This window comes from Achromobacter aegrifaciens, from assembly GCF_902859965.1.
Lineage (GTDB): Bacteria > Pseudomonadota > Gammaproteobacteria > Burkholderiales > Burkholderiaceae_B > Achromobacter > Achromobacter aegrifaciens.
Genome location: NZ_CADIKO010000001.1, coordinates 1,103,055 through 1,129,541 on the forward strand (window position 1 = coordinate 1,103,055; position 26,487 = coordinate 1,129,541).

The 26,487-nt window shown below is 66.8% G+C and carries 23 protein-coding genes and 1 tRNA gene; 15 read left to right on the plus strand and 9 right to left on the minus strand.

Features of this window, described 5'->3' with window-relative positions:
- Positions 1-48 precede the first annotated feature (48 nt).
- From HV793_RS05125 to HV793_RS05135, 3 genes are read left to right on the plus strand one after another with little or no spacing between them, the layout of a single operon-like run.
- Complete coding sequence (locus HV793_RS05125) at positions 49-1,539, plus strand: FGGY family carbohydrate kinase (RefSeq protein ID WP_175212778.1); 1,491 nt, start codon at positions 49-51, stop codon at positions 1,537-1,539.
- Positions 1,536-3,305 carry a glycerol-3-phosphate dehydrogenase/oxidase gene (locus tag HV793_RS05130; protein ID WP_054455124.1) on the plus strand — a complete coding sequence of 590 codons (1,770 nt, stop codon included), beginning with the start codon at positions 1,536-1,538 and terminating at the stop codon, positions 3,303-3,305. Before HV793_RS05125 ends, HV793_RS05130 begins: the two co-directional genes overlap by 4 nt.
- Positions 3,302-4,057, plus strand: coding sequence for a GntR family transcriptional regulator (locus tag HV793_RS05135; RefSeq protein ID WP_054455126.1), 756 nt, complete (start codon positions 3,302-3,304; stop codon positions 4,055-4,057). The genes HV793_RS05130 and HV793_RS05135 overlap by 4 nt, the downstream gene beginning before the upstream one ends.
- A 42-nt stretch (positions 4,058-4,099) precedes the next feature.
- Here the strand turns inward: HV793_RS05135 and HV793_RS05140 are convergent, their stop codons facing one another.
- Complete coding sequence (locus HV793_RS05140) at positions 4,100-4,390, minus strand: HigA family addiction module antitoxin (protein WP_217481773.1); 291 nt, start codon at positions 4,388-4,390, stop codon at positions 4,100-4,102.
- Positions 4,391-4,710: 320 nt separating this feature from the next.
- Positions 4,711-4,785 (minus strand) — tRNA-Arg (locus HV793_RS05145).
- 232 nt (positions 4,786-5,017) lie between these two features.
- Here HV793_RS05145 and HV793_RS05150 point away from each other — a divergent pair.
- Entirely contained in the window at positions 5,018-5,929 is a 912-nt protein-coding gene (locus tag HV793_RS05150; protein WP_175180417.1) for a c-type cytochrome, read from the plus strand.
- Positions 5,930-6,037: 108 nt separating this feature from the next.
- Here HV793_RS05150 and HV793_RS05155 read toward each other — a convergent pair whose 3' ends face one another.
- Complete coding sequence (locus HV793_RS05155) at positions 6,038-6,862, minus strand: IclR family transcriptional regulator (RefSeq protein ID WP_054455132.1); 825 nt, start codon at positions 6,860-6,862, stop codon at positions 6,038-6,040.
- A 159-nt stretch (positions 6,863-7,021) separates the two neighbouring features.
- On the opposite strand from HV793_RS05155, the gene HV793_RS05160 reads away from it, so the two are divergent.
- From HV793_RS05160 to HV793_RS05170, 3 genes are read left to right on the plus strand one after another with little or no spacing between them, the layout of a single operon-like run.
- A complete protein-coding gene (locus tag HV793_RS05160) occupies positions 7,022-8,092 on the plus strand; it encodes a CobW family GTP-binding protein (RefSeq protein WP_175212780.1) in 1,071 nt (356 codons plus the stop codon).
- 10 nt (positions 8,093-8,102) lie between these two features.
- Positions 8,103-9,506 (plus strand): dihydroorotase, encoded by a 1,404-nt coding sequence (locus tag HV793_RS05165; RefSeq protein ID WP_425321800.1) that lies wholly within the window; start codon positions 8,103-8,105, stop codon positions 9,504-9,506.
- 41 nt (positions 9,507-9,547) lie between these two features.
- On the plus strand, positions 9,548-10,513 hold the full coding sequence (locus tag HV793_RS05170; RefSeq protein WP_119452137.1) for a Bug family tripartite tricarboxylate transporter substrate binding protein: 966 nt from the start codon (positions 9,548-9,550) through the stop codon (positions 10,511-10,513).
- 90 nt (positions 10,514-10,603) lie between these two features.
- Here HV793_RS05170 and HV793_RS05175 read toward each other — a convergent pair whose 3' ends face one another.
- From HV793_RS05175 to HV793_RS05190, 4 genes are all read right to left on the minus strand, one after another.
- Positions 10,604-12,130, minus strand: coding sequence for a 3-hydroxyacyl-CoA dehydrogenase (locus HV793_RS05175; RefSeq protein ID WP_125472729.1), 1,527 nt, complete (start codon positions 12,128-12,130; stop codon positions 10,604-10,606).
- A 30-nt stretch (positions 12,131-12,160) separates the two neighbouring features.
- Positions 12,161-13,390 carry a CaiB/BaiF CoA transferase family protein gene (locus tag HV793_RS05180; protein WP_054455142.1) on the minus strand — a complete coding sequence of 410 codons (1,230 nt, stop codon included), beginning with the start codon at positions 13,388-13,390 and terminating at the stop codon, positions 12,161-12,163.
- A gap of 182 nt (positions 13,391-13,572) precedes the next feature.
- Entirely contained in the window at positions 13,573-14,721 is a 1,149-nt protein-coding gene (locus tag HV793_RS05185) for an acyl-CoA dehydrogenase family protein (protein ID WP_175212782.1), read from the minus strand.
- 47 nt (positions 14,722-14,768) lie between these two features.
- On the minus strand, positions 14,769-15,392 hold the full coding sequence (locus HV793_RS05190) for a TetR/AcrR family transcriptional regulator (RefSeq protein ID WP_054455146.1): 624 nt from the start codon (positions 15,390-15,392) through the stop codon (positions 14,769-14,771).
- A 194-nt stretch (positions 15,393-15,586) separates the two neighbouring features.
- On the opposite strand from HV793_RS05190, the gene HV793_RS05195 reads away from it, so the two are divergent.
- A complete protein-coding gene (locus HV793_RS05195) occupies positions 15,587-16,558 on the plus strand; it encodes an NAD(P)H-dependent flavin oxidoreductase (RefSeq protein WP_054455881.1) in 972 nt (323 codons plus the stop codon).
- The gene (locus HV793_RS05200; protein WP_175212783.1) at positions 16,555-17,295 is read left to right on the plus strand and encodes an enoyl-CoA hydratase-related protein; all 741 of its coding nucleotides are present in this window, start codon (positions 16,555-16,557) and stop codon (positions 17,293-17,295) included. The genes HV793_RS05195 and HV793_RS05200 overlap by 4 nt, the downstream gene beginning before the upstream one ends.
- Positions 17,296-17,341: 46 nt before the next feature.
- On the opposite strand, the gene HV793_RS05205 is transcribed toward HV793_RS05200, so the two are convergent.
- A complete protein-coding gene (locus tag HV793_RS05205; RefSeq protein WP_054455150.1) occupies positions 17,342-18,175 on the minus strand; it encodes an enoyl-CoA hydratase/isomerase family protein in 834 nt (277 codons plus the stop codon).
- A gap of 113 nt (positions 18,176-18,288) precedes the next feature.
- On the opposite strand from HV793_RS05205, the gene HV793_RS05210 reads away from it, so the two are divergent.
- The 3 genes from HV793_RS05210 to HV793_RS05220 all read left to right on the plus strand — a co-directional run bounded on the left by HV793_RS05210 (position 18,289) and on the right by HV793_RS05220 (position 21,503).
- Positions 18,289-19,149: an NAD(P)H-hydrate dehydratase gene (locus tag HV793_RS05210; protein WP_175212784.1), complete on the plus strand. Its 861-nt coding sequence runs from the start codon at positions 18,289-18,291 to the stop codon at positions 19,147-19,149.
- 120 nt (positions 19,150-19,269) lie between these two features.
- Positions 19,270-19,503, plus strand: coding sequence for a hypothetical protein (locus HV793_RS05215; protein ID WP_054455155.1), 234 nt, complete (start codon positions 19,270-19,272; stop codon positions 19,501-19,503).
- A gap of 386 nt (positions 19,504-19,889) precedes the next feature.
- A complete protein-coding gene (locus tag HV793_RS05220; protein ID WP_054455157.1) occupies positions 19,890-21,503 on the plus strand; it encodes an ABC transporter substrate-binding protein in 1,614 nt (537 codons plus the stop codon).
- Between the two features lie 83 nt (positions 21,504-21,586).
- On the opposite strand, the gene HV793_RS05225 is transcribed toward HV793_RS05220, so the two are convergent.
- Positions 21,587-22,486, minus strand: a complete 900-nt coding sequence (locus tag HV793_RS05225; RefSeq protein ID WP_223283428.1) for a LysR family transcriptional regulator — start codon at positions 22,484-22,486, stop codon at positions 21,587-21,589.
- Between the two features lie 296 nt (positions 22,487-22,782).
- On the opposite strand from HV793_RS05225, the gene HV793_RS05230 reads away from it, so the two are divergent.
- The 3 genes from HV793_RS05230 (at position 22,783) to HV793_RS05240 (ending at position 26,483) form a co-directional block, all read left to right on the plus strand.
- Positions 22,783-23,754, plus strand: a complete 972-nt coding sequence (locus HV793_RS05230; RefSeq protein ID WP_054455161.1) for a M14 family metallopeptidase — start codon at positions 22,783-22,785, stop codon at positions 23,752-23,754.
- Positions 23,755-23,824: 70 nt separating this feature from the next.
- Complete coding sequence (locus HV793_RS05235) at positions 23,825-25,456, plus strand: ABC transporter substrate-binding protein (RefSeq protein WP_119452134.1); 1,632 nt, start codon at positions 23,825-23,827, stop codon at positions 25,454-25,456.
- Between the two features lie 49 nt (positions 25,457-25,505).
- Positions 25,506-26,483, plus strand: a complete 978-nt coding sequence (locus HV793_RS05240; protein WP_054455165.1) for an ABC transporter permease — start codon at positions 25,506-25,508, stop codon at positions 26,481-26,483.
- Positions 26,484-26,487 lie beyond the last annotated feature (4 nt).

The following is a 26,487-nucleotide window of genomic DNA, read 5'->3' on the forward strand; positions in this document are numbered from 1 at the left end:
GGGAAACACTGCTATTCTGCGGGAAATATCTGTAGACAATGTTATGACATGAAAACAGACATCTACCTGGGCATAGACATGGGCTCCACGGGCTTGAAGGCGGTTGCCTTCGAGGCCGGGAGCGGGACCACACTGGCCGCATCGGGCGGCGCGCTGCCCTATCGGCAACTGGCGCAAGGCGGTTGCGAACTGCCCGCGGACGCCATCCAGACGGCGCTGGCGCGGGCCTTGCAAGGCGTGGCAACCCAGTTGGGTCCCCGCTTGGCCGACCTGCGCGCGCTGTGCTGCACCGGCCATGGCGCCGGCCTGTATGCGCTGGATGCAAGCGGCCAATTGCTGGAAGGCCGCGCGGTGGCATCGACCGACCAGCGCGCCGCCGCGCGCGCCCGGGCGCTGGGCCGCAACATGGGGGACGCGCTGTATCACGAAGTCGGCTGCCGGCCGTGGTCAGGACAGTCGTCGCTGATCGCTGCAGAACTCTACGGCGCGGACGCCGCTCAACTCCGCCGCATCCGCCACCTGCTGTTCGCCAAGGACTATCTGGGATTCCTGTTGACCGGCGAAATCGCCACGGACGCCAGCGACGCCAGCACGGCCGGCCTGCTGTCGCTCAACACGGGGACTTGGTCCACGATGGCTTTCGAGGCCGCCGGCCTGTCCGGCCTGGCCGCCACGGCGCTGGCGCCCATCGCGCCCAGCGGCGCCGTGATCGGCCGGCTGCGGCCGGCCCAGGCGGCCGCTTTCGGTTTGCCCGCCGGCCTGCCCGTGGCGCTCGGCGCAATCGATCTGCTCGCCTCGCTGAAGGCGGTGAACGCGGAGCGCCAGGGGCACGCCGTGGCCGTGCTCGGCACCTGGTGCGTGAATGCCGTGGTGGCGCCGGCCCGCGAACCGAAGCCGGAGGTGGGCGCCATCGTCAGCTTCGGCGATCCGGACCGCAGGCTTTATCTGGAAAACAGCCCCTCATCGATGGCGAACGTGGCCTGGCTGGCGCGCACCTTGCAGTTCCAGGATGCGGCCGCGGCGGTGGATTGCGCGATGGGCGTGCCCCTGGGCGCCGACGGTCTGCGTTTTCTGCCCTTCATCAATGGCGGCAGCTGGCCGGCGGGAGCCTGCGCGGGTTACGTCGGCCTGCAAGGCCATCACACCCGCGCGCACATGGCGCGTGCCGTGGTGGACGCCGCGGTAGCGCTGCACGCGCGGCACCTGAAGCGCCTGGCGGCGCTTGGACTGGGCGTGCCAGACAAGGTCGCCGCGCTGGGCGGCGGCGCCCGGGACTTGCGTTTGGCGCGCCTGCTGGCGGGCTTTCTGGGCCACGCCGTGGAACGCTGCGGCGACGACGAAACCGGCGCGCGCGGCGCTGCGCTGTATGCCGCGCTGTCGCAGAACCCTGGCGGCGGCGACTTGCTGCCCGCCCCATGCGAACGGGTCGAACCCTTGGCCACCGAAGCGCAGGCGCACGCCGATTTCTACGCCAGCTTCCATGGCCTGGTGGACAGCATGGCCCCGGCTTTCGGCCATCTTGCGGGATCCGCGCGATGACTCCTCGCACATCCGCTTTCATGCGCCCGGCTTCGTTGGCGGGACGCCATTTTTCGACGGTGATCGTAGGCGCGGGCATCAACGGGGCTGGCGTGTTCCGCGACCTGTCGCTGCAGGGCGTGGATTGCCTGATCGTGGACAAGGACGATGTGGCCGCCGGCGCCAGCAGCGCGCCATCGCGCATGATCCACGGCGGCTTGCGCTACCTGGAAAGCGGATCATTTTCCCTGGTGGCGGAGGCCACGCGCGAACGCAATCTGCTGCTGCGCAATGCGGCGCATCTGGTGCAGCCGCTGGAAACCGTGGTGCCGCTATCCAGCCGCTTCGGCGGACTGTGGGGCAGCATGCTGCGCTTTGCCGGCCTGAACGCCTCGCCTGGCGCGCGGGGACTGTGCGTGGTGGGACTGGGCTTGCGCCTCTATGACAAGCTGGGCCGCAACCAGCGCGTCATGCCGGAACATCGCATCGAGCGCCTGCCGGCGGCGGACAGCGCGCTGTTCGGCGCGGCGGTGCGCTGGACGGCCACGTATTACGACGCCTGGATACGGCATCCGGAATGGCTGGTGCTGGAGCTGATCGACGATGCGCATCGCGGCCACCCGGCCTCGGTCGCGTCGAACTATTGCAGCGTGACGGCTTGCCAGGGCCGCGCCATTACCCTGCGCGATGCGCTGACCGGCGAATCCGTGCAAGTGACTGCCGACACGGTGGTCAACGCAACGGGCGCCTGGCTGGACCGCGCGGCTGGCGCCCTGGAAGGCGACGGCTCGCGCGTCATGGGCACCAAAGGATCACACCTGATCCTGGATCACCCCGCACTGCGCACCGCGCTCCAGGGACGCATGGCGTACTTCGAGGCGTCCGACGGCCGGGTGTGCATCGTCTACCCGTTCCTGGACCGGGTGCTGGTGGGATCCACCGACATTCCGGTGGATGATCCCGACCTCGCCGCGACCGAACCGGCGGAGATCGACTACCTGCTCGATGTATTGCATGAGGTGTTTCCCCGCCTGGACTTCAGCCGGAAGGACGTGGTCTACACTTACGTGGGCGTCAGGCCGCTGGCCCAGTCGGATGCCGACAAACCCGGGCAGATATCGCGCGACCACGCGGTGGTGATCGACCCGCCCAACTCGCGCCGCGAGGTGCCGATGGTGTGCCTGGTCGGCGGAAAATGGACGACGTTCCGTTCGCTAGCGCAACTGGCGGCCGACGCGGTGCTGCAGCAACTGGGTCGCGCGCGGCGGCAGTCGACCGAGCAGGTGGCGATCGGTGGAGGCGCGGGCATGCCCGCCGATGCGGCGGGACGGCAACGCTTTCTGGACAGCATTCAGGCCGCCACCGCGCTGGACCGCGGGCGCGTCGCCGAACTGTTCATGCGCTATGGTGCGCGGGCGGGCGCCGTGGCGGCGGATTTCGCCGCGGCGGGCGATAAGCCCTTGCGCCACGCGCCAGATCATTCAACGGCCGAGATCCGCTATCTGTGCCGCGAAACGTCTGTGCAGCACCTGGCCGACCTGGCGATCCGGCGCACCTTGCTGGCCATTCGCGGCCATGTCACGCCGGCACTGCTTGCGGAACTGGCGGATATCGCCGCAGCCGAGCTGGGCTGGAGCCCGGCGCGCCGGCAAGACGAGTTACGAGCCTGCACCGCGACGCTGCGGGACCGGCACTGTGTTCAACTTCCTCCAGACGAGGCGCCCTGGGCAGAGCCCGCCGATTCCGCCTTGGCTACAGGTTCGATTTCAAACTCTTTGACGACATGAGCAGCCCCATCTCCACCGAAGCCATATTGGACCGCAGCGCCGGCGCCCCGCTCTGGACACAGTTCCGCGACGTGGTGCGCGGCAAGATCCTGCAAGGCGAACTGGCCGTGGGCGACAAGCTGCCCACCGAGGCCGAGTTCGGCGAGCAATATGGCATTTCGCGCATCGTCGTGCGCGAAGCGCTGGCGGACCTGGTCCGCAACGGCCTGATCTACAAGATACGCGGCCAGGGCGCCTTCGTGTCGGCGCGCGAGCGCGACGAAGACTTCGTGTCCACCGTGCTGGGCTTTTCGGACGAAATGGAGCGCAAGGGCCGCACGGTACGCACCCAGGTGCTGCTGCAGGAACTGCGCGCGCCCACGGCGCACGAAGCCAGTTCACTGGGGCTGAGCGAAGACAGCCAGGTCGTGGCGCTCAAGCGGTTGCGCAGCGTCGACGGCGAACTGCAGTTGCTGGTGGAAACGGCCGTGCCCGCGGACCTGGTGCCGGGCCTGCACCGCACCCGCCTGGAAAACCGTTCGCTCTACGACGTGCTGCGCAGACAGTACGGCCTGCGCATCGTGCGCGCGGAACGTTGGATAGACGCGGTGCAACCGGACGCCCAGACCTGCGAATTGCTGGGCATGAAAGATCCCGAACCCATGCTGCGCATCGAGTCCATCGCCTATGGCGCCAACGGGCGGGCGCTGGAGCATTACCGCGCCTTGCACCGCTGCAAGTCCAGCCGGCTGCATGTGCAGACTACTACTTGAGGCCGCAGGAGGCTGGCCTGTTCGGCAATCAAATTGAGAGGATCAGTGCGCGGCTGCCGTCGAGGTCAACGGCCTAACGGGCGGCTGCTCATGCTGTAGCGCCTGCCACAGATCATAGTTAGCCTGCATTGCGACCCAAGCCTGGGCAGTACTGGCCCCGGCATGTTCCAGGCGGACGGCAAGATCCGGGCTGATGCCCGCCTTGCCGTTGAGAACCCGTGAAAGCGCCACGCGCGACATGGCCAGCCTGTCGGCAGCCTCGGTCACCGATAGCCCCAAGGGAACAATTACATCGTCCCGGAGAATTTCACCCGGATGCGGAGGGTTCTGCATCATGATTGGCCTTGAACGGCTGCTGGACATGCAATATGTCAGCCAAAACCTTCTGCGACAAGCCTCGTGTCTACCGCAGTTCTTGAAGTGGCATATCCTGAAGCGTCCGTCCACGCAGATGGGCGCAAGACGTCAAGATGCTCTTCGAGCGCTACTCGAAGTGGATCGACAAGATCGCAAATCAGCCAGGGGAGAGACACGATGCGGCGGCTTGCTGCGCGGCATCTTCGGGCGAGGCAATCAGGCCTTCCGAACCGGAGTCGGAACAGCCACATTCAGGCCCAGTGCGGACCCAAGCCATTCCTTAGTCTTGGATTTGGTGGCGCGCCCGACAGGAATCGAACCTGTATCAAGAGCTTCGGAAACTCTCATTCTATCCATTGAACTACGGGCGCAGCGCAAGGAGGCGGTATTGTACCCAGTTTTCGCTGAACTGCATGAACGGGATCAAATCTTCCGGCAAACTCAGCGAAAACCCCGTCGGTTGCATTGGACTCGTGTCTATGACACCGTTATATAATCCAGCGTTTGCTTGCAAGGCGGGCTCTTCATGCCGCCGACTTGTGCAGTACTGATTTTCTGTTGCCGCCGCCAGGCGCCCCCGGTACCCGTTAGCAGGATTTGGTCATGAGCAACGAGCAGGAACACATAGAAGAGCACTCCTCCCCCATCAAGACCCCGAAGCAACTGATCGTCACGATCGTCCTGTCTTTCGTGATCCCGATCGCCATCATCATCCTATTGGTGAACATGGTGGTCTCGGGCACCAAAACAGGAGCGGGTTCGGACACGCTGTCCCAAGAAGCTGTCGCCAAGCGCATTGCCCCGGTCGCGGGTTTCCAGCTGGTCGATGCAAATGCCCCCAAGGTCTTCAAGACCGGCGAACAGGTCTTCGCCGCCGTCTGTACGGCCTGTCATACCGCCGGCGTGGCTGGCGCACCCAAGGTGGGCGATAACGCCGCCTGGGCGCCCTTCATCACCGCGGGCTACGACGCCATGATGAACGTGGCCCTGCACGGCAAGGGCGGCATGCCCGCCAAGGGTGGCAACCCCACGCTGTCCGACTACGAAGTCGCGCGCGCCGTGGTGTACATGGCAAACAAGTCGGGCGCTTCGCTACCCGAACCCGCCGCTCCGGCCGCGGAAGGCGACAAGAAGGAAGCCGCTGCCGCTCCCGCCGCAGCGCCTGCAGCGCCCGCCGCTGCCGCCCCCGCTGCGGCAGCCCCTGCACCGGCCGCCGCCGCGCCCGCTCCCGCTCCGGCAGCCCAAGCCGCCGCGCCGCAAGCAGCGGCAGTCAATCCGGCTGGCGAAAAGCTGTACAAGAGCGTCTGTTTCGCCTGCCATGCCACCGGCGTGGCCAACGCCCCCAAGTTCGGCGACAAGGCCGCCTGGGAGCCCTACATCAAGACCGGCATGGACGCCATGGTGAAGGTCGCCATGCAAGGCAAGCCGCCGATGCCCCCGAAGGGCGGCGCGGCCAACGCCTCGGAAGACGACATCCGCGCAGCGGTGCAGTACATGGTGGATGCGGCCAAGTGAAGTAAGGCTCGCGGCCCATGATGAATAAAGCCCCTTGATCTGATCAAGGGGCTTTTTCTTTGCGCCAGACCGCGGGCGCGACTCGATTGCGAAGTCTTGTGCTGGCGCTCAGGCGCGCGCCACCCAGGCGCCTTCCACCTCGGCCAACTGGCTGCTGATCTGGCCGGCGGCCTCGATGACCGCCGCGCGGAACGGCTCGAGACGGCAATGCTCGGCGCGCACGATCAGGCTCAGCCCGGCCACCACGCGTTGCTCCAGAAAAATCGGCGCTGCAATGCCTATGGTCCCCGGCGTGATCTCGGAATCGCTGACGGCGACGCCCGCCTCGCGGATGGCATCGAGTTCCAGGCACAGGTCCTTCAGGCTCTTCCAGTGCGAAATGGCGCGCACTTCCTCTTCGTGGGCCAGGTACATGCGCTCCAGGGCGCGGCGGCTCTGGTGCGCCAGGATGACTTTGGAGGTCGCGCCGCGGAACATCGGCATGGTGGCGCCGCGTTCGTAGCGGCCCACGCGCGCGGCCGGGTCGCCGATTTCCTGGTGGATGCACATGACCTTGTCCTGGTAGCTGCGCGTGAGCACCGAGGCCGACGAGGGCGTGGTGGCCTCCACCAGCCGCCGCATCAGCGGCTCCGCCACCTTGAGCAAGGGGTCGCCATGGCGCATCAGCAGGTCGAAATGGGCAAACGTGGGCCCCAGCACGTAGCGCGCGCCCATCACCGGGGTCAGGAAATCCGCGCGCACCAGTTCCTGCACGTCGCGATAGGCCGAGCTGACGGACACATCCATTTCAACGGCGATTTCCTCCACCGACCATGCGGCGCTCCTGTCATAGAGCTGCAGGATGTGCAGTATCCGGTTGCGCGTCCTGATTTCACCCGCCACGTCGCCCTCTCTTTGTTGTTGCGCCTTTACGGCCCGCAATTTCGCATCCATTGCGAAATTTAATTTCTCCGCGATTCTAGCAGCGTCATCCCTCCCTCTGCCCCGGGCTGTGGCGCGAAATCGCGGGGGGCTTGCCAAAGCGTCAACTCGATGCAAAAATTCATTTAATCGCAATGGTTGCGAATTTAATGTTTTTTGCAAAGGCGCATCATGGCAATCGATGGAACCTCCGAAACACGCATCCCGGTCACCTTGCTGACGGGATTCCTGGGCAGCGGCAAGACCACTCTGCTGAATCACTGGCTGCGCGATCCGGCGCTGGCCGATGCGGCAGTCATCGTCAACGAGTTTGGCGAGATCGGCATCGATCACGCGCTGATCGCCAGCAGTAACGACAACACCATCGAACTGAGCACGGGATGCCTGTGCTGCACCGTGCAGGGCGATCTGGTCGAGACGCTGCGCGATTTGCGCGCCAAGCGCAGCGCTGGCCAGATTCCGGCCTTCGACCGCGTCCTGATCGAGACCACGGGCATGGCCGACGTGGTGCCGGTCATCCAGGCCTTGATGACGTTTCCGGTGGCGCGCTCGTTTCGCCTGAACCGCGTGCTGACCGTGGTGGATGCCGTCAACGGGCCAGGCACCCTGGCGGCACACCCGGAAGCCATCAAGCAGGTGGCTGTGGCCGATGCCTTGATCGTCACCAAGACCGACCTGCCGGACGCGCGCGCCGCGGCGCTTGTGGACACGCTTGCGCAAGTCAACCCCGGCGCCACGCGCCTGGTCTGCGACCCCGCCGCCCGGCCGGACGCCGCCGTGCTGGACGGAGCCGACGTCTATGACGTGAATGTGCGCCCGGAGCAGGCGCGGCAATGGCTCAATGCCGCGCCCTACGCGGACGGGCATGGGCATGGGCATGGGCGCCACCATGAACACACGCATGCGCATGACCATGCGCGCATCGACAGCTTCTGCCTGGACTTCGCCGCCCCCCTGCACTGGTCCCAGGTCAGCGCCTGGCTGGATGCGCTGGTCATGGCGCATCCCGACGAGCTGCTGCGCGTCAAAGGCATTCTGCACATCGCCGGCCACGAACGGCCCATCGTGCTGCAAGCGGTGCAGCGCCTGTTCCATCCGCCTGTCGAGTTGCCGCAATGGCCGGACGCGGACCGGCAATCCCGCATGGTTTTCATTACCAAAGGCCTGAGCAAGGACTACGTCATGCAGGTCTGGGACACGGTGCGCGAGCGCGCCCTCCCGCCTGCCGCCTGCGCGGCCTGATCGTTTCGGCATTCCCCAACACAAGGAAAACAGCATGGACACTTTGATCAAGAACGGCCTGGTGGTCACTCCCCAGGGACAGGTGCGCGCCGCTATCGGCATCCGCGACGGCAAGATCGCCGGCTTGTACGAGGCAGGCAGCGAACCCGAGGCGCGCAACGTCATCGACGCCAGCGGCCTGGCCGTATTGCCGGGCGCGATCGACATGCACTCGCACCACCGCCAGGGCTCGCAGAAGGGGTTCGAGTACAAGGACACCATCCTCACCGCCACGCAGCAATGCGCCGCTGGCGGCGTTACCACCAGCGTGGGCATGCCCAACGTCAATCCGCCGCCCAACTCGCTGGACCTGCTGGAAAAGCAGTTCGCCATCTACCGCAGCGATGCCGTGGTCGACTGGAACTTCAATCCGGCGCCGACGATAGAGTCGGAAATGGAAGCCATGACCGCCACGGGTATCGCCGCGTTCAAGATCTTCATGGTGGTGGACACGGGCCGAGACTACCCGCACATGCCCGGCATCGGCGTGCATGATCACGGCAAGCTGCTGCGCATCATGCAGCGCTGCGCCGAACTGGACGTGCCCTTGATGGTGCATCCCCACGACCAGGCCCTGATGGACGTGATCGAACAGACCTACTGGGACCGGGGCGAACGCGACGCTCTCGCCTATGCGCGCGCCTACGCCGCCCACGATGGCGTGATCTGGGAAACCGCCATTGCCACGCTGCTGCGCCTGCAGAAGGCGGCCGGCTGCCACCTGCACATCCTGCACACCCAGACCGCCGGCAGCGTGCAGCTCATCCGCGAGGCCAAGGCGGCAGGCCAGAAGGTCACCTGCGAAATCAATCCCTGGGCCCTGTTCCTGGGTTGCGAATGGTCGGCCATCCAGCGCCTGGGGTCGTATGCGCTGTCGTACTGGGTGCCGGAGAAGAACGTGCCCGGCTTGTGGGAAGGCCTGAACGACGGAACGATCGACATCATCGCCACCGACCATGCGCCGCACACGCGCGAAGAAAAGGAAGTGGGCTGGACCGATGGCTGGAAAGCCCATACCGGCACGCCATCGACGCAGTTCTACCTGAGCATGTTCCTGACGGCGGCCCAGGAAGGCAAGATCAGCCTGGAGCGCGTGGCCGAGGCATGTTCGGCCAAGCCCGCGGAATTGTTCCGACTGCGCAGCAAGGGTGAAATCCGAGCGGGCCTGGACGCCGATCTGGTGCTGGTCGATCTGGAGACGGAATACGAGGTGCGTGACGAGGACGTGCTCAGCCTGGTGGGCTGGAGCCCCTATGCCGGCCGCCGCCTCAAGGGCAAGCCGGTGCACACGCTGGTGCGCGGCGCCACGGTGTACGCGGACGGTAAAGTGGTCGGCGCCAAGGGCGGCGGCCAGATGGCTGCCGCGGTACGCTGAAGCCCAGGCCGCGCATCACTACGACACAAGGGGAAAACATCATGAATCGTCGTCAGTTCTCGCGGCTGCTGGCTTCTGCGCCATTGCTGCTGCCCACGTTGGTCCGCGCCCAGGATGGGACCGCCATCACGTTGATCGTGCCGTATCCGCCTGGCGGCAATACCGACTACGTGGCGCGCATTACCTCCGATTCGCTGCGCCGCACCCTGGGTTCATCGGTCGTCGTGAAGAACCAGGCCGGCGCAGGCGGCACCATTGCCACCGATGCGCTGATACGCTCGCGCAACGACGGCAACACGCTGATGGTGGGCTCCATCGGCCAGGTTTCGCTGGTGCGGTTTTTGTTCAATGTGCGTTACGACCCGTTGAACGATCTGGTGCCGGTCGCCAACATCGCCAGCAATCCGCTGGTGCTCACGGTGCCGTCCAGTTCGCGTTTCCAGAGCCTGGCGCAACTGATCGAGTATGGCCGGGCCAAGCCGGGCGCGCTGACCGTCGCGCACGGCGGCGAAGGGTCGATGTCGCACATGTCGGTGCTGGTGTTTCTCAAGCGCGCGGGTGTCGAGGCGACACTGATCGGCTACCGGGGCGGCGCGCCCGCCCTGCTCGACACCATGGGCGGCACGACCGATCTGTACTCGGCCAACATCTCCGAAATCCTGCCGTACAAGGACAGCGGCCGCATTCGTTTCCTGGGCGTGTCCAGCCGCCAGCCCGTGCCTCAGTTGCCCGGCGTGCCGGCCATCGCCGACACCATCTCCGGACACGAGATCGAAACCTGGAACGGCCTGTTCGCGCCGCCCGGCACGCCGGCCGAGGTGGTGGACAGGCTGGCCGACGCCGTGCAGGTCATGCTGCGCGACCCGGAGGTGCTCAGCAAATTCGACGCGTCCGGCAGCCAGCCGCGGGCAGGCGAAGTAAAGGAGAAGTTCGCCCGGCGCATCCGCGACGACATCGCGCTATGGACGCCGCTGGTGTCCCTGATCGGGGTCAAGCCGGCGAACTGAGGCGGCCGGCGTCGCGAAAAAAAGCCCGCAAGACATGATGTCTTGCGGGCTTTTTCGCATGCCAGGGCGGCGCCTGCCATGCTCATCGCGTCACTCTTCGCCAGCCGCCTTGGTCAGCGACATGCCCAGCTGCACGCGGCGCTGCAGCCACAGGCTGGGGCGATAGCGTGGATCGCCGGTCACGCGCTGCATGCTCTTGAGGATTTCCAGGATGCGGTCGGCGCCGAGCTTGTCGCCCAGGGCCAGCGGGCCCACCGGATAACCCAGGCCCAGCGTCACCGCCAGGTCGATGTCCTTGGGCGTGGCGATCTGCTGCTGCGCGATGTCGCTGGCGATGTTGACGATGGTGGCGACGATGCGCTGGGCGATGAAGCCAGGCGAATCCTCGATCACCGTGACGGGCATGCCGTCCGCAGCCAGCAGCGCGTGCGCGGCGTCGCGCCACTTGGCTTCGGTGGCGGGCGACACCATGATGGTGCGGCGCTTGGCGCTGTCGAAGGCGTAGAGCGTGTCCAGGCCGACCGTGCGGGCCGCGTTCAGGCCTTGCGCGGAAACGGTGGTGGAGACGTCTTCGCCGTAGGGCGTGACCAGGATGAGCGCGTCGGCGTCGGGCGTGGAACCGGTCACCAGCGTGGCGCCCAGCTTTTCGACCAGCGCGGCGGCGCGGGCGTAGCCTTCACCGTGCTTGGGGCTGACCCAGACCTTCAGGTTTTCGGGCAGCGCCGGCACGGGCGGCTCGGCCGGCACCTGCTTCTGGCCGTCGGCGTAGACGTAGAAACCTTCGCCGGCCTTGCGGCCGATCAGCCCGCCCGCCAGGCGCACGGTGGTGATGGGCGAAGGACGGAAGCGCGGCTCGTCGAAGAACTGGCGGTAGATGGATTCCATGACGGGGTGCGACACGTCCAGCGCCGTCAGGTCCAGCAGTTCGAACGGACCCATGCGGAAACCGGCCTGCTCGCGCATCACGGCGTCGACCTGGGCGAAGGTCGCCACGGCTTCCTGCGCCACGCGTAGGCCTTCGGTATTCATGCCGCGGCCAGCATGGTTGACGATGAAGCCCGGCATGTCCTTGGCGCGCACGGGCGTGTGGCCCATGCGGCGCGCCAGCTCGGCCAGCGCGTCGCCGACTTCGGGCGCGCTGCGCAGGCCGTCGATGACTTCGACCACCTTCATCAGCGCGACCGGGTTGAAGAAGTGGTAGCCGGCCACGCGCTGCGGCCGCTTGCAGGCGGCGGCGATGGCGGTGATCGACAGCGACGAGGTGTTCGACGCCAGGATGCAATCTTCGGCCACCACGCCTTCCAGCGCGGCAAACAGGTCACGCTTGACGTCCAGGCGTTCGACGATGGCTTCCACCACCAGCTGGCAGTTGGACATGTCGGTCAGCGCGGTGGCGGATTCCACGCGTTCCAGCGCGGCCTGCGCGTCGGCCGCGCTCAGCTTGCCCTTCTGGGCCAGCTTGTCCCATGTCTGGCGCAACGATTCGCGCGCAGCCGCCACGGCATCGGCGCTGGTGTCGTACAGGCGCACGCGCAGCCCGGCCTGCGCCGCGATCTGCGCGATGCCGCGCCCCATGGCCCCGGCGCCGACGACGCCGATGGTTTGAATCTCCTTCATCAACACTCTCCTGCTTTTATTGGATGGGGTTCAGGCCCGGCTTTGCGCCAGCGCCAGGATTTCTTCGGCCGACAGGCCCAGCTTCTCGGACAGCACCTGTTCGGTGTGCTCGCCCAGCATGGGCGGCGGACGACGGTACTCGACCGGGCTGTCGGAAAACTTCAGCGGGCTGGAGGCAATGGGCACTGTGCCCGCGGTCGGATGCGGCATTTCGCGCTTCATGCCGCGCGCCAGGACCTGCGGGTCTTCGTAGACCTGGTCCAGCGTGTTGATGGGGCCGGCGGGAACGCCCACGCCTTCCAGCGCGGCCAGCCAGTGGTCGCGCGCGCCGGTGGCCATGCGTTCGGCCAGGAGCGGCACCAGTTCGGCGCGGTTCTTCACGCGCTGCGGATTGGTGGCAAAGCGCGGATCGGCCGACAGCTCGGGCAGGCCGATCGCGCCGCAGTAGTTGCGGAACTGGCTGTCGTTGCCGACCGCCACGATCAGGTGGCCGTCGCTGGCCGCGAAGACCTGGTAAGGCACCAGGTTCTGGTGCGCATTGCCGGCGCGCTTGGGCGCCACGCCCGAGGTCATGTAATTGAGGTTCTGGTTGGCCAGCATGCTGACCTGGCAGTCCAGCAGCGCCATGTCGATGTGCTGGCCCAGGCCGCTGCGCGAGCGCTCGTGCAGCGCGGCCAGGATGCCCACCGTGGAGTACATGCCGGTCATCAGGTCGGTCACCGCCACGCCCGCTTTCTGCGGCCCGCCGCCGGGCAGGTCATCGCGTTCGCCGGTGATGCTCATCAGCCCGCCCATGCCCTGGATCATGAAGTCATAGCCGGGGCGGCTGGCGTAAGGGCCGGTCTGGCCGAAGCCGGTGATGGAGCAGTAGATCAGGCGCGGGTTGAGCTCCTTCAGGCTTTCGTAGTCCAGGCCGTACTTGGACAGGCCGCCCACCTTGAAGTTTTCAACCAGGATGTCGCTTTGCAGCGCCAGTTCGCGCACCAGCTCGGCGCCGCGCGGCGAGGCGATGTCCAGCGCCACCGACAGCTTGTTGCGGTTGGCGGACAGGTAATACGCAGCTTCGGTGGTGTCGTTGCCCGCCTCGTCCTTCAGGTACGGAGGCCCCCAGGCCCGCGTGTCGTCGCCCGCACCGGGGCGTTCGATCTTGATGACCTCGGCGCCGAGGTCGGCGAGGTTCTGGGTGCACCAGGGACCCGCCAGGACGCGGGTGAGATCCAGCACGCGTATGCCGGTAAGGGGAGCGGGACGTTGCGACATTAGTCTTTTCGCTAGAAGAGAAATGAAAACGTCCGGCTTGCGGCGGCGCGCAAGCCAGACTGGAATTCCGTCATGCCGGCGGCGCGCGGCCGCTGGCGCGTCATATGCCGGCGCGGCCATGGGCCGTGCGCCGGATCACCGTCAGTCATGCAGGATATTAGCCTCTTGCGCCGGGTCCGCGCTCAGGAATGCGCCTTGATGGTTTCGCGGGCGATCACCAGCTGCTGGATCTGCGAAGTGCCTTCGAAGATGCGGAACAGCCGCACGTCGCGGTAGAAGCGCTCGACCGCGTACTCCGACATGTAGCCGGCGCCCCCGTGGATCTGCACCGCACGGTCAGCCACGCGGCCCACCATTTCGGTGGCGTACAGCTTGCAGCAAGCGGCCTGCATGGTGGTGTTCCCGCCGCGGTCGCGCATGCGGGCGGCGTCCAGCACCATGCAGCGCGCGGCGTAGAGTTCGGCCTGGCTGTCGGCGATCATGGCCTGGATCAGCTGGAATTCGGCGATGGGCTGGCCGAATTGCTTACGCTCAATGGCGTACTTCACGGCATCGCTCAGCAGGCGGTCGGCGATGCCCACGCACAGCGCCGAGATATGCAGGCGGCCCTTGTCCAGCACCCGCATCGAGGTGCGGAAACCGTTGCCCTCTTCGCCGCCCAGCAGCGCGCTGGCCGGGACGCGGCAGTTGTCGAACACCACGTCGCTGGTCAAGGCGCCGGCCTGGCCCATCTTCTTGTCGGGCTTGCCGATGGTCAGGCCCGGCGTGCCTGCTTCGACCAGGAAGCACGAAATGGAATTGGCGCGGCGTTCCGGCGCGGTGCGGGCCATGACAGAGAACAGGCCGGCGATGGGCGCGTTGGTGATGTAGCGCTTGGTGCCGTTGAGCACATAGCTGTCGCCGTCGCGCACCGCGGACAGGCGCAGCGCCATCGCGTCGGAACCTGCGTCGGGTTCGGTCAGCGCGAACGAGCCGATCAATTCGCCGCTGGCCAGCTTGGGCAGGTAGCGGGCGCGCTGCTCGTCGGTGCCGGCCAGCACGATGGCCTGCGAGCCGATGCCGATGTTGGTGCCGGCCAGCGAACGGAACGCGGGCGAGGTCTGCCCCAGTTCGAAGACCACTCGCACTTCCTCTTCCATGGTGAGGCCCAGGCCGCCATGGTCGGGCGAGATGGACAGGCCGAACAGGCCCAGGTCGCGCATCTCGTTGACGATGTCGGGCGGCACCTGGCCGCTTTCGGCGAGTTCGTCTTCGGCGGGGATCAGGCGTTCGTGCACGAAGCGGCGCACGGCGTCCAGCAACAGGTTCAGGGTTTCGGTATCGAGGGCCATGGTGGGAGTCTCAAGAAGATACGGGGCAAGCCGGGGACAGCCGCGCCTCAGGCGCGCATGCCTCCGACCAATAGATCGAAATAGCCGGCGGCGATGGCTTCGGCGCTGTCGCCCTGGCCGGGCTTGTACCAGCGCACCATCCAGTTCAGCATGGACAACACGGCGCGGCCTGCGGCGGCCACGTCCAGCGCGCGGAACTCGCCGGCGGCGACGCCTTGCGCGATCAGTTCGCGCAGGCGCTTCTCGTAGCCGTCGCGCAGCCGGGCGGCGTCTTCGCGTTCGGTCAGGGCCATGCCGGAATAGCCGATCAGCATGGTGACGAATTCGGCGTGGTGCTGCTCGAAGTAGCGCGCGTGGCCCACCATGAAGGCGCGCAGCCGGGCCGTGGCGCCCTCCGCCCGCGCCACATCCTGGGCGACGGCCTGCGTCAGGCCGCTGAGCACGGCCAGGATGATGGCGTCGTAGATGTCTTGCTTGGTGGTGTAGTAGTGGTAGATGGCCGCCTTGGACACGCCGAGCGCGCCGGCCAGGTCGGATACCGAGCTGCCGTCGTAGCCGCTTTGGGCGAAGAGCTTGGCGGCTTCTTCCAGGATGCGTTCGCGCGGGGCCGCCACGGTGGGCGGCCGGCCGGCGCGGGCGCGTTTCTGGGCGGGAGGGGCGGAGGTCGCCATGGCAGCCTTTGCAAGGGCCGCGCCGCAGCTGCCGGAGGGACTCGCGTACCTCCATTGACAGCGCTTCAGCGCATGCCGTTTAATAAGGATTAATTAATTACCGGACGGTCGGTAGGTAATTATAGGCACACCCGCCAACGGTGTTCAAGTCCCGATGTTCAAGTTCTCCCGTGACCTTTTTCCGCGACGAAGCCATGCCCCACTCTCTCGTGACTGATTTGTACGGCCAGATGTCCCTGCCGGTCATCTGCGCCCCGATGTTCATCGTGTCCAATCCCAAGCTGGTGGTGGCGCAGTGCACCAGCGGCATCGTGGGGTCGTTCCCCGCGCTGAACGCGCGTCCGCAGAGCCTGCTGACCGACTGGCTGGACGAAGTCCAGGCCGGCCTGGCGTCGCACCGCGAGGCCAACCCCGGCGCGACGGTGGCGCCGTTTGCGGTCAACCAGATCATCCATCAGTCCAACGACCGGCTGGAGCAGGACCTGGCCGTGTGCGCCAGCCACCGCGTGCCGCTCATCATCACCAGCCTGCGCGCCCCCGGCGACCTGGTCAAAGGCATCCATGACTGGGGCGGCAAGGTGTTCCATGACGTGACCACCATCCGCCACGCCGAAAAGGCGCTGGAAGCCGGCGTGGACGGCCTGATCCTGGTGTGCGCCGGCGCTGGCGGCCATGCGGGCACGCTCAGCCCCTTCGCGCTGGTGTCCGAAGTGCGCCGCTTCTATGACGGCCCGCTGATCCTGTCGGGCGCGATCACCTCGGGTGCGCACATCCTGGCCGCGCAGGCCATGGGCGCGGACTTCGCCTATATGGGTACGCGCTTCATCGCCAGCGAGGAAGCCAACGCCAGCGAAGGCTACAAGTCCGCCATCGTGGACGCCAGCGCCTCGGACATCCTGTATACCCCGTTCTTCACCGGCATTCCCGGCAACTACCTGAAGGCCAGCATCGCCGCTGCCGGCCTGGACCCGGCCAACCTGCCGCAGCCAGACAGCGGCGCGTCCAATTTCGGCTCCACCCGGGTCAAGCCCTGGAAGGACATCTGGGGCGCGGGCCAGGGCGTAGGCGGCATCGCCAGCGTGCTGCCGACCCGCCAGATCGTGGACACGCTGCGCAGCGAATACGCGGACGCCAAGTCCCGCCTGGCCGACGGTTTCGGCGCATGAGCGCCGGCCTGCAGGTCAGCCGCGACGGCGCGGTGCTGACGCTGACCATCAATCGCCCGGACCGCCGCAACGCGCTGGATACGGCCACTTATGCCTCCCTGACCGAGCAGATCACTCTGGCATGCGCCGACACGGCGCTGGCGGCAGTGGTCCTGACCGGCGCGGGCGAGCATTTCACGGCGGGCAATGATTTGCGCGACTTCCAGGCGGAACGCGGCGCAGGCGACAGCGCCGCCTTGACCTTCCTGCGGGCGCTGGTCATGGCGGACGTGCCGGTCATCGCCGCAGTCGAAGGCTATGCCATCGGCATCGGCGTGACCCTGTTGCAGCACTGCGATTTCGTCCACATCGGCGAAGGCGCCACCTTGCGCATGCCGTTCGTGGCGCTGGGGCTGTGCCCGGAAGGCGCTTCCAGCCTGCTGATGCCGCGCCTGGCCGGCGCCCGCCGCGCCGCTGAATGGCTGTTGCAGGGCAAGGCCTTCACGGCGCAGGACGCCTGCGACGCCGGGCTGGCCACTTCGGTCACGCCCAAGGGCCAGGCGCTGGCGGCGGCGCAAGCCACCGCCGCCGACCTGGCGCGCCAGCCGCCGGCCGCGCTGCGCCTGACCAAGGCCATGCTGCGCCGCCCGGACCGCCAGGCGATCCAGGACACGCTGGACTATGAAGCCCAGCAATTCCGCATCCGCCTGCAATCCGAGGAAGCGCAGGCGGCGTTCGCGAAGTTCTTCAAGAAGTAGGAAAGCCGGATTGCGCGCCCTAGCCTGGCGCGCGTAATCCGTCGTCTCAGAACGGCGAATCCGGCCGGAAGTTCGGGGCGCGGCGTTCGCGCAGGGACTGGATCCCTTCGCGCACGTCCGGGCCGCCAAAGCCCATGAATTCCAGCGCCAGCGACGTATCGAAGCTCGGCCCGGCCATGCGCAGCCAGTTGTTCAGCGAGTACTTGGTCCAGCGGATGGCGGTCTGGGAACCGGCGGCCAGCTTGTTGGCGACCTCGAAGGCGCGGCCGATGAGTTCGGCCTCGTCCACGCACAGCGACACCAGGCCGATGCGCTCGGCTTCCTCGCCGGTCACGGTTTCGCACAGCATCAGGTAGTACTTGGCGCGCGCCATGCCGCAAAGCAGCGGCCAGACGATGGCGGCGTGGTCGCCGGCCGTCACGCCCAGGCGGGTATGGCCGTCGATGATGCGCGCGTCGCGCGCCGCGATTGAGATGTCGGCCAGCAGGCCGGCCACCAGGCCCGCGCCCACGGCCGCGCCATGCATGGCGGACACGATGGGCTTGTTGCAGTTGATGATGTTGTAGACCAGGTCGCGAGCCTCGCGCCAGACGCGGGTGCGCACGTCGAAGTCGTCGGCCATCTGCTGCACCAGGTCCAGGTCGCCCCCGCCCGAAAAGCCCTTGCCCTCGCCGCGGATCACCACCACCCGGGTGTCCGGGTCGGTGTCGATATCGCGCCAGATGTCGGCCAATTCGCGGTGCATGCGGTCATCGGCGGTGGACAGCTTGCCCGGCATGCCGCCCTTGGCGCCCATGATCACCTCCAGCACCCCGCCGGGGTGCCGGCGCAGTTTCAGGGACTCATAGGCGGAATAGTGTTCCAGCGTGATGTCGCTCATGTTCGTCTCCACGTAATCTTGTCTTGAGGCCGGGCCGGATGCCGGCCGGTTTGGGCGCACTATAGTAGATACGCGCTTTCGCGCCACGCCGCCATCCCCAGGAGCCTCAGCCCATGAACACTACCGCCCCGTCCGCCGGCGGCGCCATCGACCGCGCCGCCCTGCCCGCCCTGTTCGCGCCGCGCGGCCAGGACACCCACAAGGGCAGTTTCGGCACAGTGGGCGTTGTGGGCGGCGGCCCGGGCATGACGGGCGCGGCGCTGCTGGCCGCGCGCGCCGCCCTGAAGACCGGCGCCGGCAAGGTGCTGGTCGGCTTCGCCCAGGACGCCGCGCCGCTGGCCTGCGATCCGCTGCAGCCCGAACTGATGCTGCGCGACGCCCGCTCGCTGCTGGAACAAGACTGGGGCGTCACCGCCTGGGTGGCGGGCTGCGGCATCGGCACGGACGCCCTGGCGGCCAACGCCTTGTCCGAACTGTTCGTGCTGCGCCGCGGCTCGCCCCTGGTGCTGGACGCGGACGGCCTGAATCTGCTGGCCCGCGGCGACATCCAGCCCAACTGGGGCGAGGGCGCCGTGGTGCTGACGCCTCACCCGGCCGAGGCCGGGCGGCTGCTCGGCATGGACACGGCCCAGGTGCAGGCCGACCGGCCGGCCGCCGCCAGGAAACTGGCCCAGCGCTACCGCGCCTGGATCGTGCTGAAGGGCGCGGGCACCGTGGTCTGCTCCCCGGATGGCGATCTGCGGGTCAATACCAGCGGCAATCCGGGGCTCGCCACCGCCGGAACCGGGGACGTATTAGCGGGCATGCTGGGCTCGTTGATCGCCCAGAAGCTGCCGCTGGAGCAGGCGGTCGCCGGGGCAGTCTGGCTGCACGGCGCGGCCGCCGACGCGCTGGTCGCCCAGGGTGTCGGCCCCATCGGACTGACCGCCGGAGAGCTGGCGGATGCCGCCCGCGCCCTGCGCAATGGCGGCTAAGTCCCTGCGGCATAAACATTTTTACAACATACAGGGGTTTACCCTAGAAATGGCATTGCTTTTATTCTAGGGTTATCCCTATAATGGTTTACCCCAAGACGAAACGGACTGGAGCAAACCATGAGCGAACTGACCCTGAACCACACTGCCCGCCTGACCGACGCGCTGGAGCGTGACCTGCTCCGCGGCGCCCTCGAGAACCAACCGAATTCCCATCCGCTGACCAGCCTGAAGAAGGCCGGCCAAGCCGTAGTGGCAGCTGTTGCCGCCGTGTTTTCCTTCATCGACGAAGTGAACGAGTCGATGAACAAGGCCCGCGCCGCCAGCTCGCGCTTCTCCGGTTCGCAGTGGTAAGCCCTGCCGCGCCGGCCTGAGTCGCGATCGATCTCCCGCGATTCAGCCCGGCGCGACCCCGCCGCAACGCCCGCCGGTTTCCCGGCGCCCCTTGCGGCGGTTCTTCGGCGCCCAGCCCCTCACCCGGGCGCCATCGCGCCGCGCAGGCCTCCAGACGAGGCAGCGCGGCGCCCTCTTTCCCCCTCCCTCTCCGCGTTTTCCCTAGCGCCACGCTTGCCATTGCGCATTGACAGTGCGCGAAGCCCCTACCGATAATCGGCCCCTTGCCGTCGTGCCCGGCGCCAAAACCCCCTGAGCCCCTTCCAGGCGACGCCGCCCGCGCGGCTGGCGCAGGCCGGTTTACACGCAGGCGCGATCCGGTTCGTTCCCCATCCGGAGTTGTCACCATGAAGTTGCGTACCACCCTGGCCCTTGCGGCCGCCGCCATTCCCCTGGCCGCCGCCCAAGCCCAGACGCTGAAGATCGGCCTGTCGGCCGAGCCCACCTCGGCGGATCCCCACTACCACAAGATGACGCAGAACGACGCCTTCTCTGCGCACGTCTACAGTTCCCTGGTGGGCCGCAGCGCCGACATGAAGCTGGTTCCGGCCCTGGCCACCTCCTGGAAGACGCTGGACGACCAGACCTGGGAATTCAAGCTGCGCGACGACGTCAAGTTCTCCAACGGCAAGCCGTTCACGTCCGAAGACGTGCTGTTCACCATCTGCCGCACGCTGAACAACGAAACCAACGTGTCGCAGTCCTATATGGACATGACCAAGCGCATCACCGACGTGCAGACGCCGGACGCGCACACCGTCATCATCAAGACCGGCGAACCCTTCCCGCTGATGCCCGCCGAACTGGCGCGTTCGCTGCCCATCGTCTGGAACGGCATCGTCGAACACGGCAAGCTCACGTTCGACCCCAAGAAGGGTTGCGGCGTGACCGGCCCCTGGCCCACCGTGGCCGACTTCAACAACGGCAAGGACGCCATCGGCACCGGCCCGTACACCCTGAAGTCCTACGTCAAGGGCACCGGCATCGAGCTGGTCCGCAATGAAAACTACTGGGGTCCCAAGCCGTACTGGAAGGAAGTGAAGTTCGTGCCGGTGCCGTCGGCCGGCCCGCGCCTGACCGGCCTCTTGTCCGGCGACTTCGACATGATCGAAAACCCCGCCGCCCGCGACCTGCCGCGCCTGAAGGACAACCCCAAGTTCGGTTTCGTCGCCACCCCGTCGACCCGCCTGGTGTTCTTCCAGCCTGACGTGGGCCGCAACCCGAGCCCCTTCGTCAAGAGCGCCGACGGCAAGAACCCGCTGCAGGACCTGCGCGTGCGCAAGGCGATTTCGATGGCCATCGACCGCAAGACCATCACCGCCCGCATCATGGACGGCATGGCCACGCCCGCCTTCCAGTACATGCCCGACGGCATGTTCGGCGCGCTGCCCCAGGCGCCGGAAATCAAGTTCGACCCGGAAGGCGCCAAGAAGCTGCTGGCCGAAGCCGGCTACCCGAACGGCTTTGAACTGACCCTGTCGTCGACCAACGACCGCTACGTCAACGACGGCCAGGTGGCGCAAGCCGTGGCCCAGTACCTGGCCCGCGTCGGCATCAAGACCAATGTGGACGCCATGACGGCCTCCATCTATTTCCCCAAGCGCGCCAAGCGCGAGTTCAGCTTCTCGATGGGCGGCTGGCCGGCGGAAACGGGTGAAGCCTCGGCCCTGTTCCAGCTGTGGGTGGCATCCCTGGATTCCCCCAACAGCCTGGGCACCAGCAACTACGGCGGTTTCAGCAATGCCGACTTCGACAAGGTCTACAAGGAAGCCATCGTGACGGTGGACGCGCCCAAGCGCGAGAAGCTGCTGCAGCAATCCACCCAGATCGCGCTGGACAACGTGCCGCTGATCCCGCTGCACTTCGAAAGCAGCATCTGGGCCTTCCGCAAGGGCATCACCTACGAAGGCCGCCGCGACCAGTACACGCTGGCCACTTCGGTCACGCCCGAAAAGAAGTAATCAGGTCCGCCTGAACGAAGAACGGCTGCCCCAGGGCAGCCGTTTTTTTTGCCTGGGCGGAGGACTTCAGCATCCTTGGCGGACTATGCGGCCGCCCTACCTTGCAGCGCGTCGTCCAGCTCCCGCGCCAGCAATTCGACAAAGGCCTCGGCCGCTGGCGGCAACACCCGGCCCGGCATGACCTGGATCTGCAGGGTGCGCGATTGCAGCTCGGCATTGGAAATCGGCACGGCGATCAGCTCGTCGCGCCGCAGGCTCCAGGCCACCGAGATATAGCCGCTGAGCATGATGGCGTCCGACCCGAAGACGAAGCCGTGCAAGGGCGAGGAATCGTTGCAGGTCAGCGCTGGCTCCAGCTGCACCGACTCCAGCGCGCAGCCCATCTCGAATAGCTGGCGCGTAGTGGTGCCCGGCCCGGTCAGCGCCAGCGGATACTGGCTGAGATCCTGCAGGCTGACGCTGGCGCGCCCCGCCAACGGATGGTCGGCCGCCATCACCGCATGCACCGGCGCGCGGCGCGAATAGCGCGGACTGACCCCGCCGATGCGTTCGGCGATGAAGACCATGCCCAGTTCCACGCTGCCTTCGGCCACCCGGCGGCTGACTTCGGCCGGCGACCCCACGTGCAGGTCGAAGCGGATGTTGGGCCAGTCGCGACGAAAACGCGCCATCACCGAGGGCAGGAAGATCCGCGCCACGCCCTCGACCGAGGCCACCCGGATCTCGTTGCGCGCGGCGCCCTTGATGGCGGCGATTTCCTGCAGCACGGAATCGGCTTCCAGCATGGTGCGGCGGGCATGCGCCAGCAGCAGCTGGCCCGCTTCGCTCAGGACCATGCCGCGCGCGGCGCGCTCGAACAGCGGCGCGCCCGCCTCTTCCTCCAGCTTGGCGATCTGCCGGCTGATGGCCGACACCGCCACATGCAGGCGCTCGGACGCGCCGCTCAGGCTGCCCGCCTGGGCTACCTCCAGAAAATACTTCAAGGCGATGCCGTGCACGTCAGCCCTCGCGGTTCTCAGAGAATGGGAATGGGGAACAAGCTTTGCCTTTTCTGCAAAGCTCGAGATAAATATTCTAATTGTAGAGAAAGCAGCCAAGCTCCTAGAATTCGCCCAATACTCAAAGGCGGCGCGCTCCTGACGCGCCCTATATATAAGGGAAAACCCGTGCTAGCAGCCTGTTTCAGCGCCCGTCGCGCCGCGGCGCCCGCTCATGCCGGCCGCTAGCCGCCCCCCCAGCGCCATCGCCTATACAATCCCGTCGCTTCATCGGAGTTCCCATGCCCACGTCCGCCCCCGCGTCCACACCGCGTCCATTTCTACTTGCCTGTCCGAACTTGTCGGCAGAGCGGGTGGGCAACACGGATACCCCGGGGGTCTGGCATTTCGATTCGGGCGTGCCAGGCAAACGCGTCATGCTGAGCGCGCTGATCCACGGCAATGAACTCTGCGGCGCCTGGGCGCTGAAGGACGCGCTGGCGGCGGGCCTGCGCCCGCGCCGCGGTTCGCTGACGCTGGCGTTCTGCAACCTGGCGGCGTTCGATCGCTTCGACCCTGCCAATTACGCGCCCGCGCGCTTCGTCGACGAAGACATGAACCGCGTCTGGAGCGACGACAAGCTGAGCGTGCCGACCAGCCAGGAACGCCGCCGCGCCGCCGAGATCCAGCCCTGGGTCGAGCAGGCCGACTGGCTGCTGGATTTCCATTCGATGAGCAATTCCGACGTGCCGCTGCAGCTGACCGGCATGGAGCAACGCAATATCGACTTGGCGCTGGCCCTGGGCAACCCCGCCACCATCATCGCCGACGCCGGCCACGCCGCGGGCGTGCGCATGCGCGACTACGGCCGCTTCGGCGAAGCCGGCGACAACGGCACCCGTTCCCTGCTGATCGAATGCGGCTTCCATGGCGCGCCCGAAGCGCGCGGCGTGGCTGTCGACCAGATGGCGCGCTTCCTGGTGGAAGCGGGCACGGTGGACCGCGGCGACCTGCCCGCGGATTGGTTCGCCCCCGCCGCGTCCACGCAGCGCGCACTGCGCGTGACGCATGCGATCGCCGCCAAGAGCGCCGATTTCCGCTTCGCCCAACCCTGGAAGGGCCTGGAAACGCTGGCCCGCGCCGGCGACCTGATCGGCTGGTCCGAGGGCGAGCCCGTCGTCACGCCTTATGACGATTGCGTGCTGATCATGCCTTCCACCGCCAATCTGCGGCCCGGCGTGACCGTCGTCCGGCTGGCGCAGCCCATCGCCTGAAGACCCGCGGCGGCCCGCCAGGAACGCCGCCCCGCAACACCATAACCAATACAACAAAGGGACAAAATCCATGTCTGCCCAGACGCTCTACCGCAGCATGCTCACGGCCTTCGCCATGGCCGCCTGTACCACCGCGGCCATCGCCCAGGATGCCGCCGGCGTTCTGCGGATCGGCCTGTCGTCCGAGCCGACGTCGATGGATCCGCACTACCACCAGGCCACGCCGAACGATGCGATGACCTCGCACATGTTCGAGACGCTGGTGGGGCAGGATGCCAAGATGAACCTGATCCCGCGCCTGGCCACGGCCTGGAAGCCGGTGGACGACACGACCTGGGAATTCACGCTGCGCGATGGCGTCAAGTTTTCCAACGGCCAGCCCTTCACGGCGCAGGACGTGCTGTTCACTTTCTGTCGCGTGGTCAACAACGAGCAGTCCATCAGCAGCTCGTACCCCTCCATCGTGCAGAAGTTCGCCGACGTGCAGGTGCGCGACGGGAACACGCTGGTGATCAAGACGCGCCAGCCCTATCCGCTGCTGCCCAACGACCTGACCCGCATGGGCATGCTGTGGAACGGCATCGCAGAACATGGCCCGATCAGCTTCGACCTGAAGAACAAGTGCGGCGTCACCGGCTCCTGGCCTACCGTGGCCGACTTCAACACCGGCCGCTCCGTGATCGGCACCGGGCCCTACACGCTCAAGAGCTACGTCAAGGGCACCGCCATCGAACTGACGCGCAACGACGCCTACTGGGGCGCGAAGCCGGCATGGAAGGACGTAAAGCTGGTGCCGGTGCCTGCCGCTGGCCCGCGCCTGACCGGCCTCTTGGCGGGCGACTTCGACCTGATCGAAAATCCCGCCGCGCGCGACGTGAAGCGCATTTCGGAAACGCCGGGTTTCGGCCACGTCATCACCCCGTCGGTGCGCGTGGTGTATTTCCAGCCCGACGTGGCGCGCAATCCCAGCCCTGGCGTGAAAGCCGCGGACGGCAAGAACCCGCTGCAGGACGTGCGCGTGCGCCGCGCCATTTCCATGGCCATCGACCGCAAGACCATCGCCGACCGCATCATGGACGGCGCCGCCACGCCGGCCAACCAGTTCCTGCCTGACGGCATGTTCGGCACCCTGCCCAACCCGCCCGCGCTGAAGTACGACCCGGCCGCCGCCAAGAAGCTGCTGGCCGAAGCCGGCTACCCGAACGGCTTCGAGCTGACCGTCTCATCGACCAACGACCGCTACATAAACGATGCGCAGGTCACGCAGGCAGTGGCGCAATACCTGTCGCGCGTGGGCATCAAGACCACCGTCGACACCATGACGCGCTCGGTCTACTTCCCCAAGCGCGCCAAGCGCGAGTTCAGCTTCGCCATGGGCGGCTGGTCGTCGGAAACCGGCGAGGCCTCGTCCTTCCTGCAATACTGGGTCAGCGCGTTCGACAAGGAACACGGCCTGGGCACCAGCAACTACGGCGGCTATGACAACCCCGAGTTCGACCGCGTGTTCAAGCGCGCCCTCGTCACCGTGGACCCGGCCGCGCGCGAAAAGCTGCTGCAGGAATCGCTGACGCTGGCGTTGGCCGACCTGCCCAGCATTCCCCTGCATTTCGAAAGCAGCATCTGGGCGTTCCGCAAGGGACTGACCTATGAAGGCCGCGCCGACCAGTACACCCTGGCCATGTCGGCCAAGCCCGCCAAGTAAGACCCTACGCGGCGCCCGCAAACCCTGAGCCCACCAAGGAAATAATCTCGTGGCCTTGTTCATCCTACGCAGACTGATACAGAGTCTGTTCGTGCTGCTGGCCGTTTCGGTCGTGGTCTTCTTCGCGGTCTATGCCGTGGGCGATCCGATCGAACTGCTGGTCAGCCCCGAAGCCAGCCAGGCCGCACGCGAGGCGATGATCGCCCGCCTGGGCCTGGACCTGCCGGTATGGCAGCAATACACAGGATTCCTGTGGCGCGCGCTGCACGGCGACCTGGGCACATCCTTCGTGCACGGCATCCCCGCCATCGAGCTGATCGTGCAGCGCATCCCCGCCACGTTCGAGCTGGTGGTGGTCGCCATCATGCTGACCTGTGTGTTCGGCATTCCGCTGGGGCTGATCGCGGGCCTGTACCGCGACCAGCCGCTGGGCCGCGGCATCATGGCCACTTCGGTGCTGGGCTTTTCGCTGCCGAACTTCTGGCAAGGCATGATGCTGATCCTGCTGTTCGCGGTATGGCTGGGCTGGCTGCCCGCCACCGGCCGCGGCGACACGGTCACCGTGCTGGGCGTGCCGCTGTCCATCCTGACTGCCGATGGCTGGTCGCACCTGATCATGCCGGCCATCAACCTGGCGCTGGCCAACATCGCCCTGGTGCTGCGCCTGACCGCGTCCGGCGTGGTCGAGGCCCGCAGCCAGGACTACGTGAAGTTCGCGCGCGCCAAGGGCGTCAAGCCCGGCCGCATCGTGCGCCGCCACATCCTGCGCAACATCCTGATCCCCGTGGTCACCGTGATCGGCATGGAATTCGGCACCCTCATCGCCTACTCCACCATCACCGAAACCGTGTTCGCCTGGCCAGGCATGGGCAAGCTGCTGATCGACAGCGTCTACCAGCTGGACCGCCCGGTCGTGGTGGCCTACGTGATGCTGGTCACCCTGATCTTCGTGATCATCAACCTGGTTGTGGACATCCTGTACGCCACGCTCGATCCGCGCGTGCAGCTCGTGACTCCCGCTCAATAATCCG

Coding starts and splice junctions, on each gene's coding strand:
- HV793_RS05125 (WP_175212778.1), top strand. CDS start 49: ATGAAAACAGACATCTACCTGGGCATAGACATGGGCTCCACGGGCTTG.
- HV793_RS05130 (WP_054455124.1), top strand. CDS start 1,536: ATGACTCCTCGCACATCCGCTTTCATGCGCCCGGCTTCGTTGGCGGGA.
- HV793_RS05135 (WP_054455126.1), top strand. CDS start 3,302: ATGAGCAGCCCCATCTCCACCGAAGCCATATTGGACCGCAGCGCCGGC.
- HV793_RS05140 (WP_217481773.1), bottom strand. CDS start 4,390: ATGCAGAACCCTCCGCATCCGGGTGAAATTCTCCGGGACGATGTAATT.
- HV793_RS05150 (WP_175180417.1), top strand. CDS start 5,018: ATGAGCAACGAGCAGGAACACATAGAAGAGCACTCCTCCCCCATCAAG.
- HV793_RS05155 (WP_054455132.1), bottom strand. CDS start 6,862: ATGGATGCGAAATTGCGGGCCGTAAAGGCGCAACAACAAAGAGAGGGC.
- HV793_RS05160 (WP_175212780.1), top strand. CDS start 7,022: ATGGCAATCGATGGAACCTCCGAAACACGCATCCCGGTCACCTTGCTG.
- HV793_RS05170 (WP_119452137.1), top strand. CDS start 9,548: ATGAATCGTCGTCAGTTCTCGCGGCTGCTGGCTTCTGCGCCATTGCTG.
- HV793_RS05175 (WP_125472729.1), bottom strand. CDS start 12,130: ATGAAGGAGATTCAAACCATCGGCGTCGTCGGCGCCGGGGCCATGGGG.
- HV793_RS05180 (WP_054455142.1), bottom strand. CDS start 13,390: ATGTCGCAACGTCCCGCTCCCCTTACCGGCATACGCGTGCTGGATCTC.
- HV793_RS05185 (WP_175212782.1), bottom strand. CDS start 14,721: ATGGCCCTCGATACCGAAACCCTGAACCTGTTGCTGGACGCCGTGCGC.
- HV793_RS05190 (WP_054455146.1), bottom strand. CDS start 15,392: ATGGCGACCTCCGCCCCTCCCGCCCAGAAACGCGCCCGCGCCGGCCGG.
- HV793_RS05195 (WP_054455881.1), top strand. CDS start 15,587: ATGCCCCACTCTCTCGTGACTGATTTGTACGGCCAGATGTCCCTGCCG.
- HV793_RS05200 (WP_175212783.1), top strand. CDS start 16,555: ATGAGCGCCGGCCTGCAGGTCAGCCGCGACGGCGCGGTGCTGACGCTG.
- HV793_RS05205 (WP_054455150.1), bottom strand. CDS start 18,175: ATGAGCGACATCACGCTGGAACACTATTCCGCCTATGAGTCCCTGAAA.
- HV793_RS05210 (WP_175212784.1), top strand. CDS start 18,289: ATGAACACTACCGCCCCGTCCGCCGGCGGCGCCATCGACCGCGCCGCC.
- HV793_RS05215 (WP_054455155.1), top strand. CDS start 19,270: ATGAGCGAACTGACCCTGAACCACACTGCCCGCCTGACCGACGCGCTG.
- HV793_RS05220 (WP_054455157.1), top strand. CDS start 19,890: ATGAAGTTGCGTACCACCCTGGCCCTTGCGGCCGCCGCCATTCCCCTG.
- HV793_RS05230 (WP_054455161.1), top strand. CDS start 22,783: ATGCCCACGTCCGCCCCCGCGTCCACACCGCGTCCATTTCTACTTGCC.
- HV793_RS05235 (WP_119452134.1), top strand. CDS start 23,825: ATGTCTGCCCAGACGCTCTACCGCAGCATGCTCACGGCCTTCGCCATG.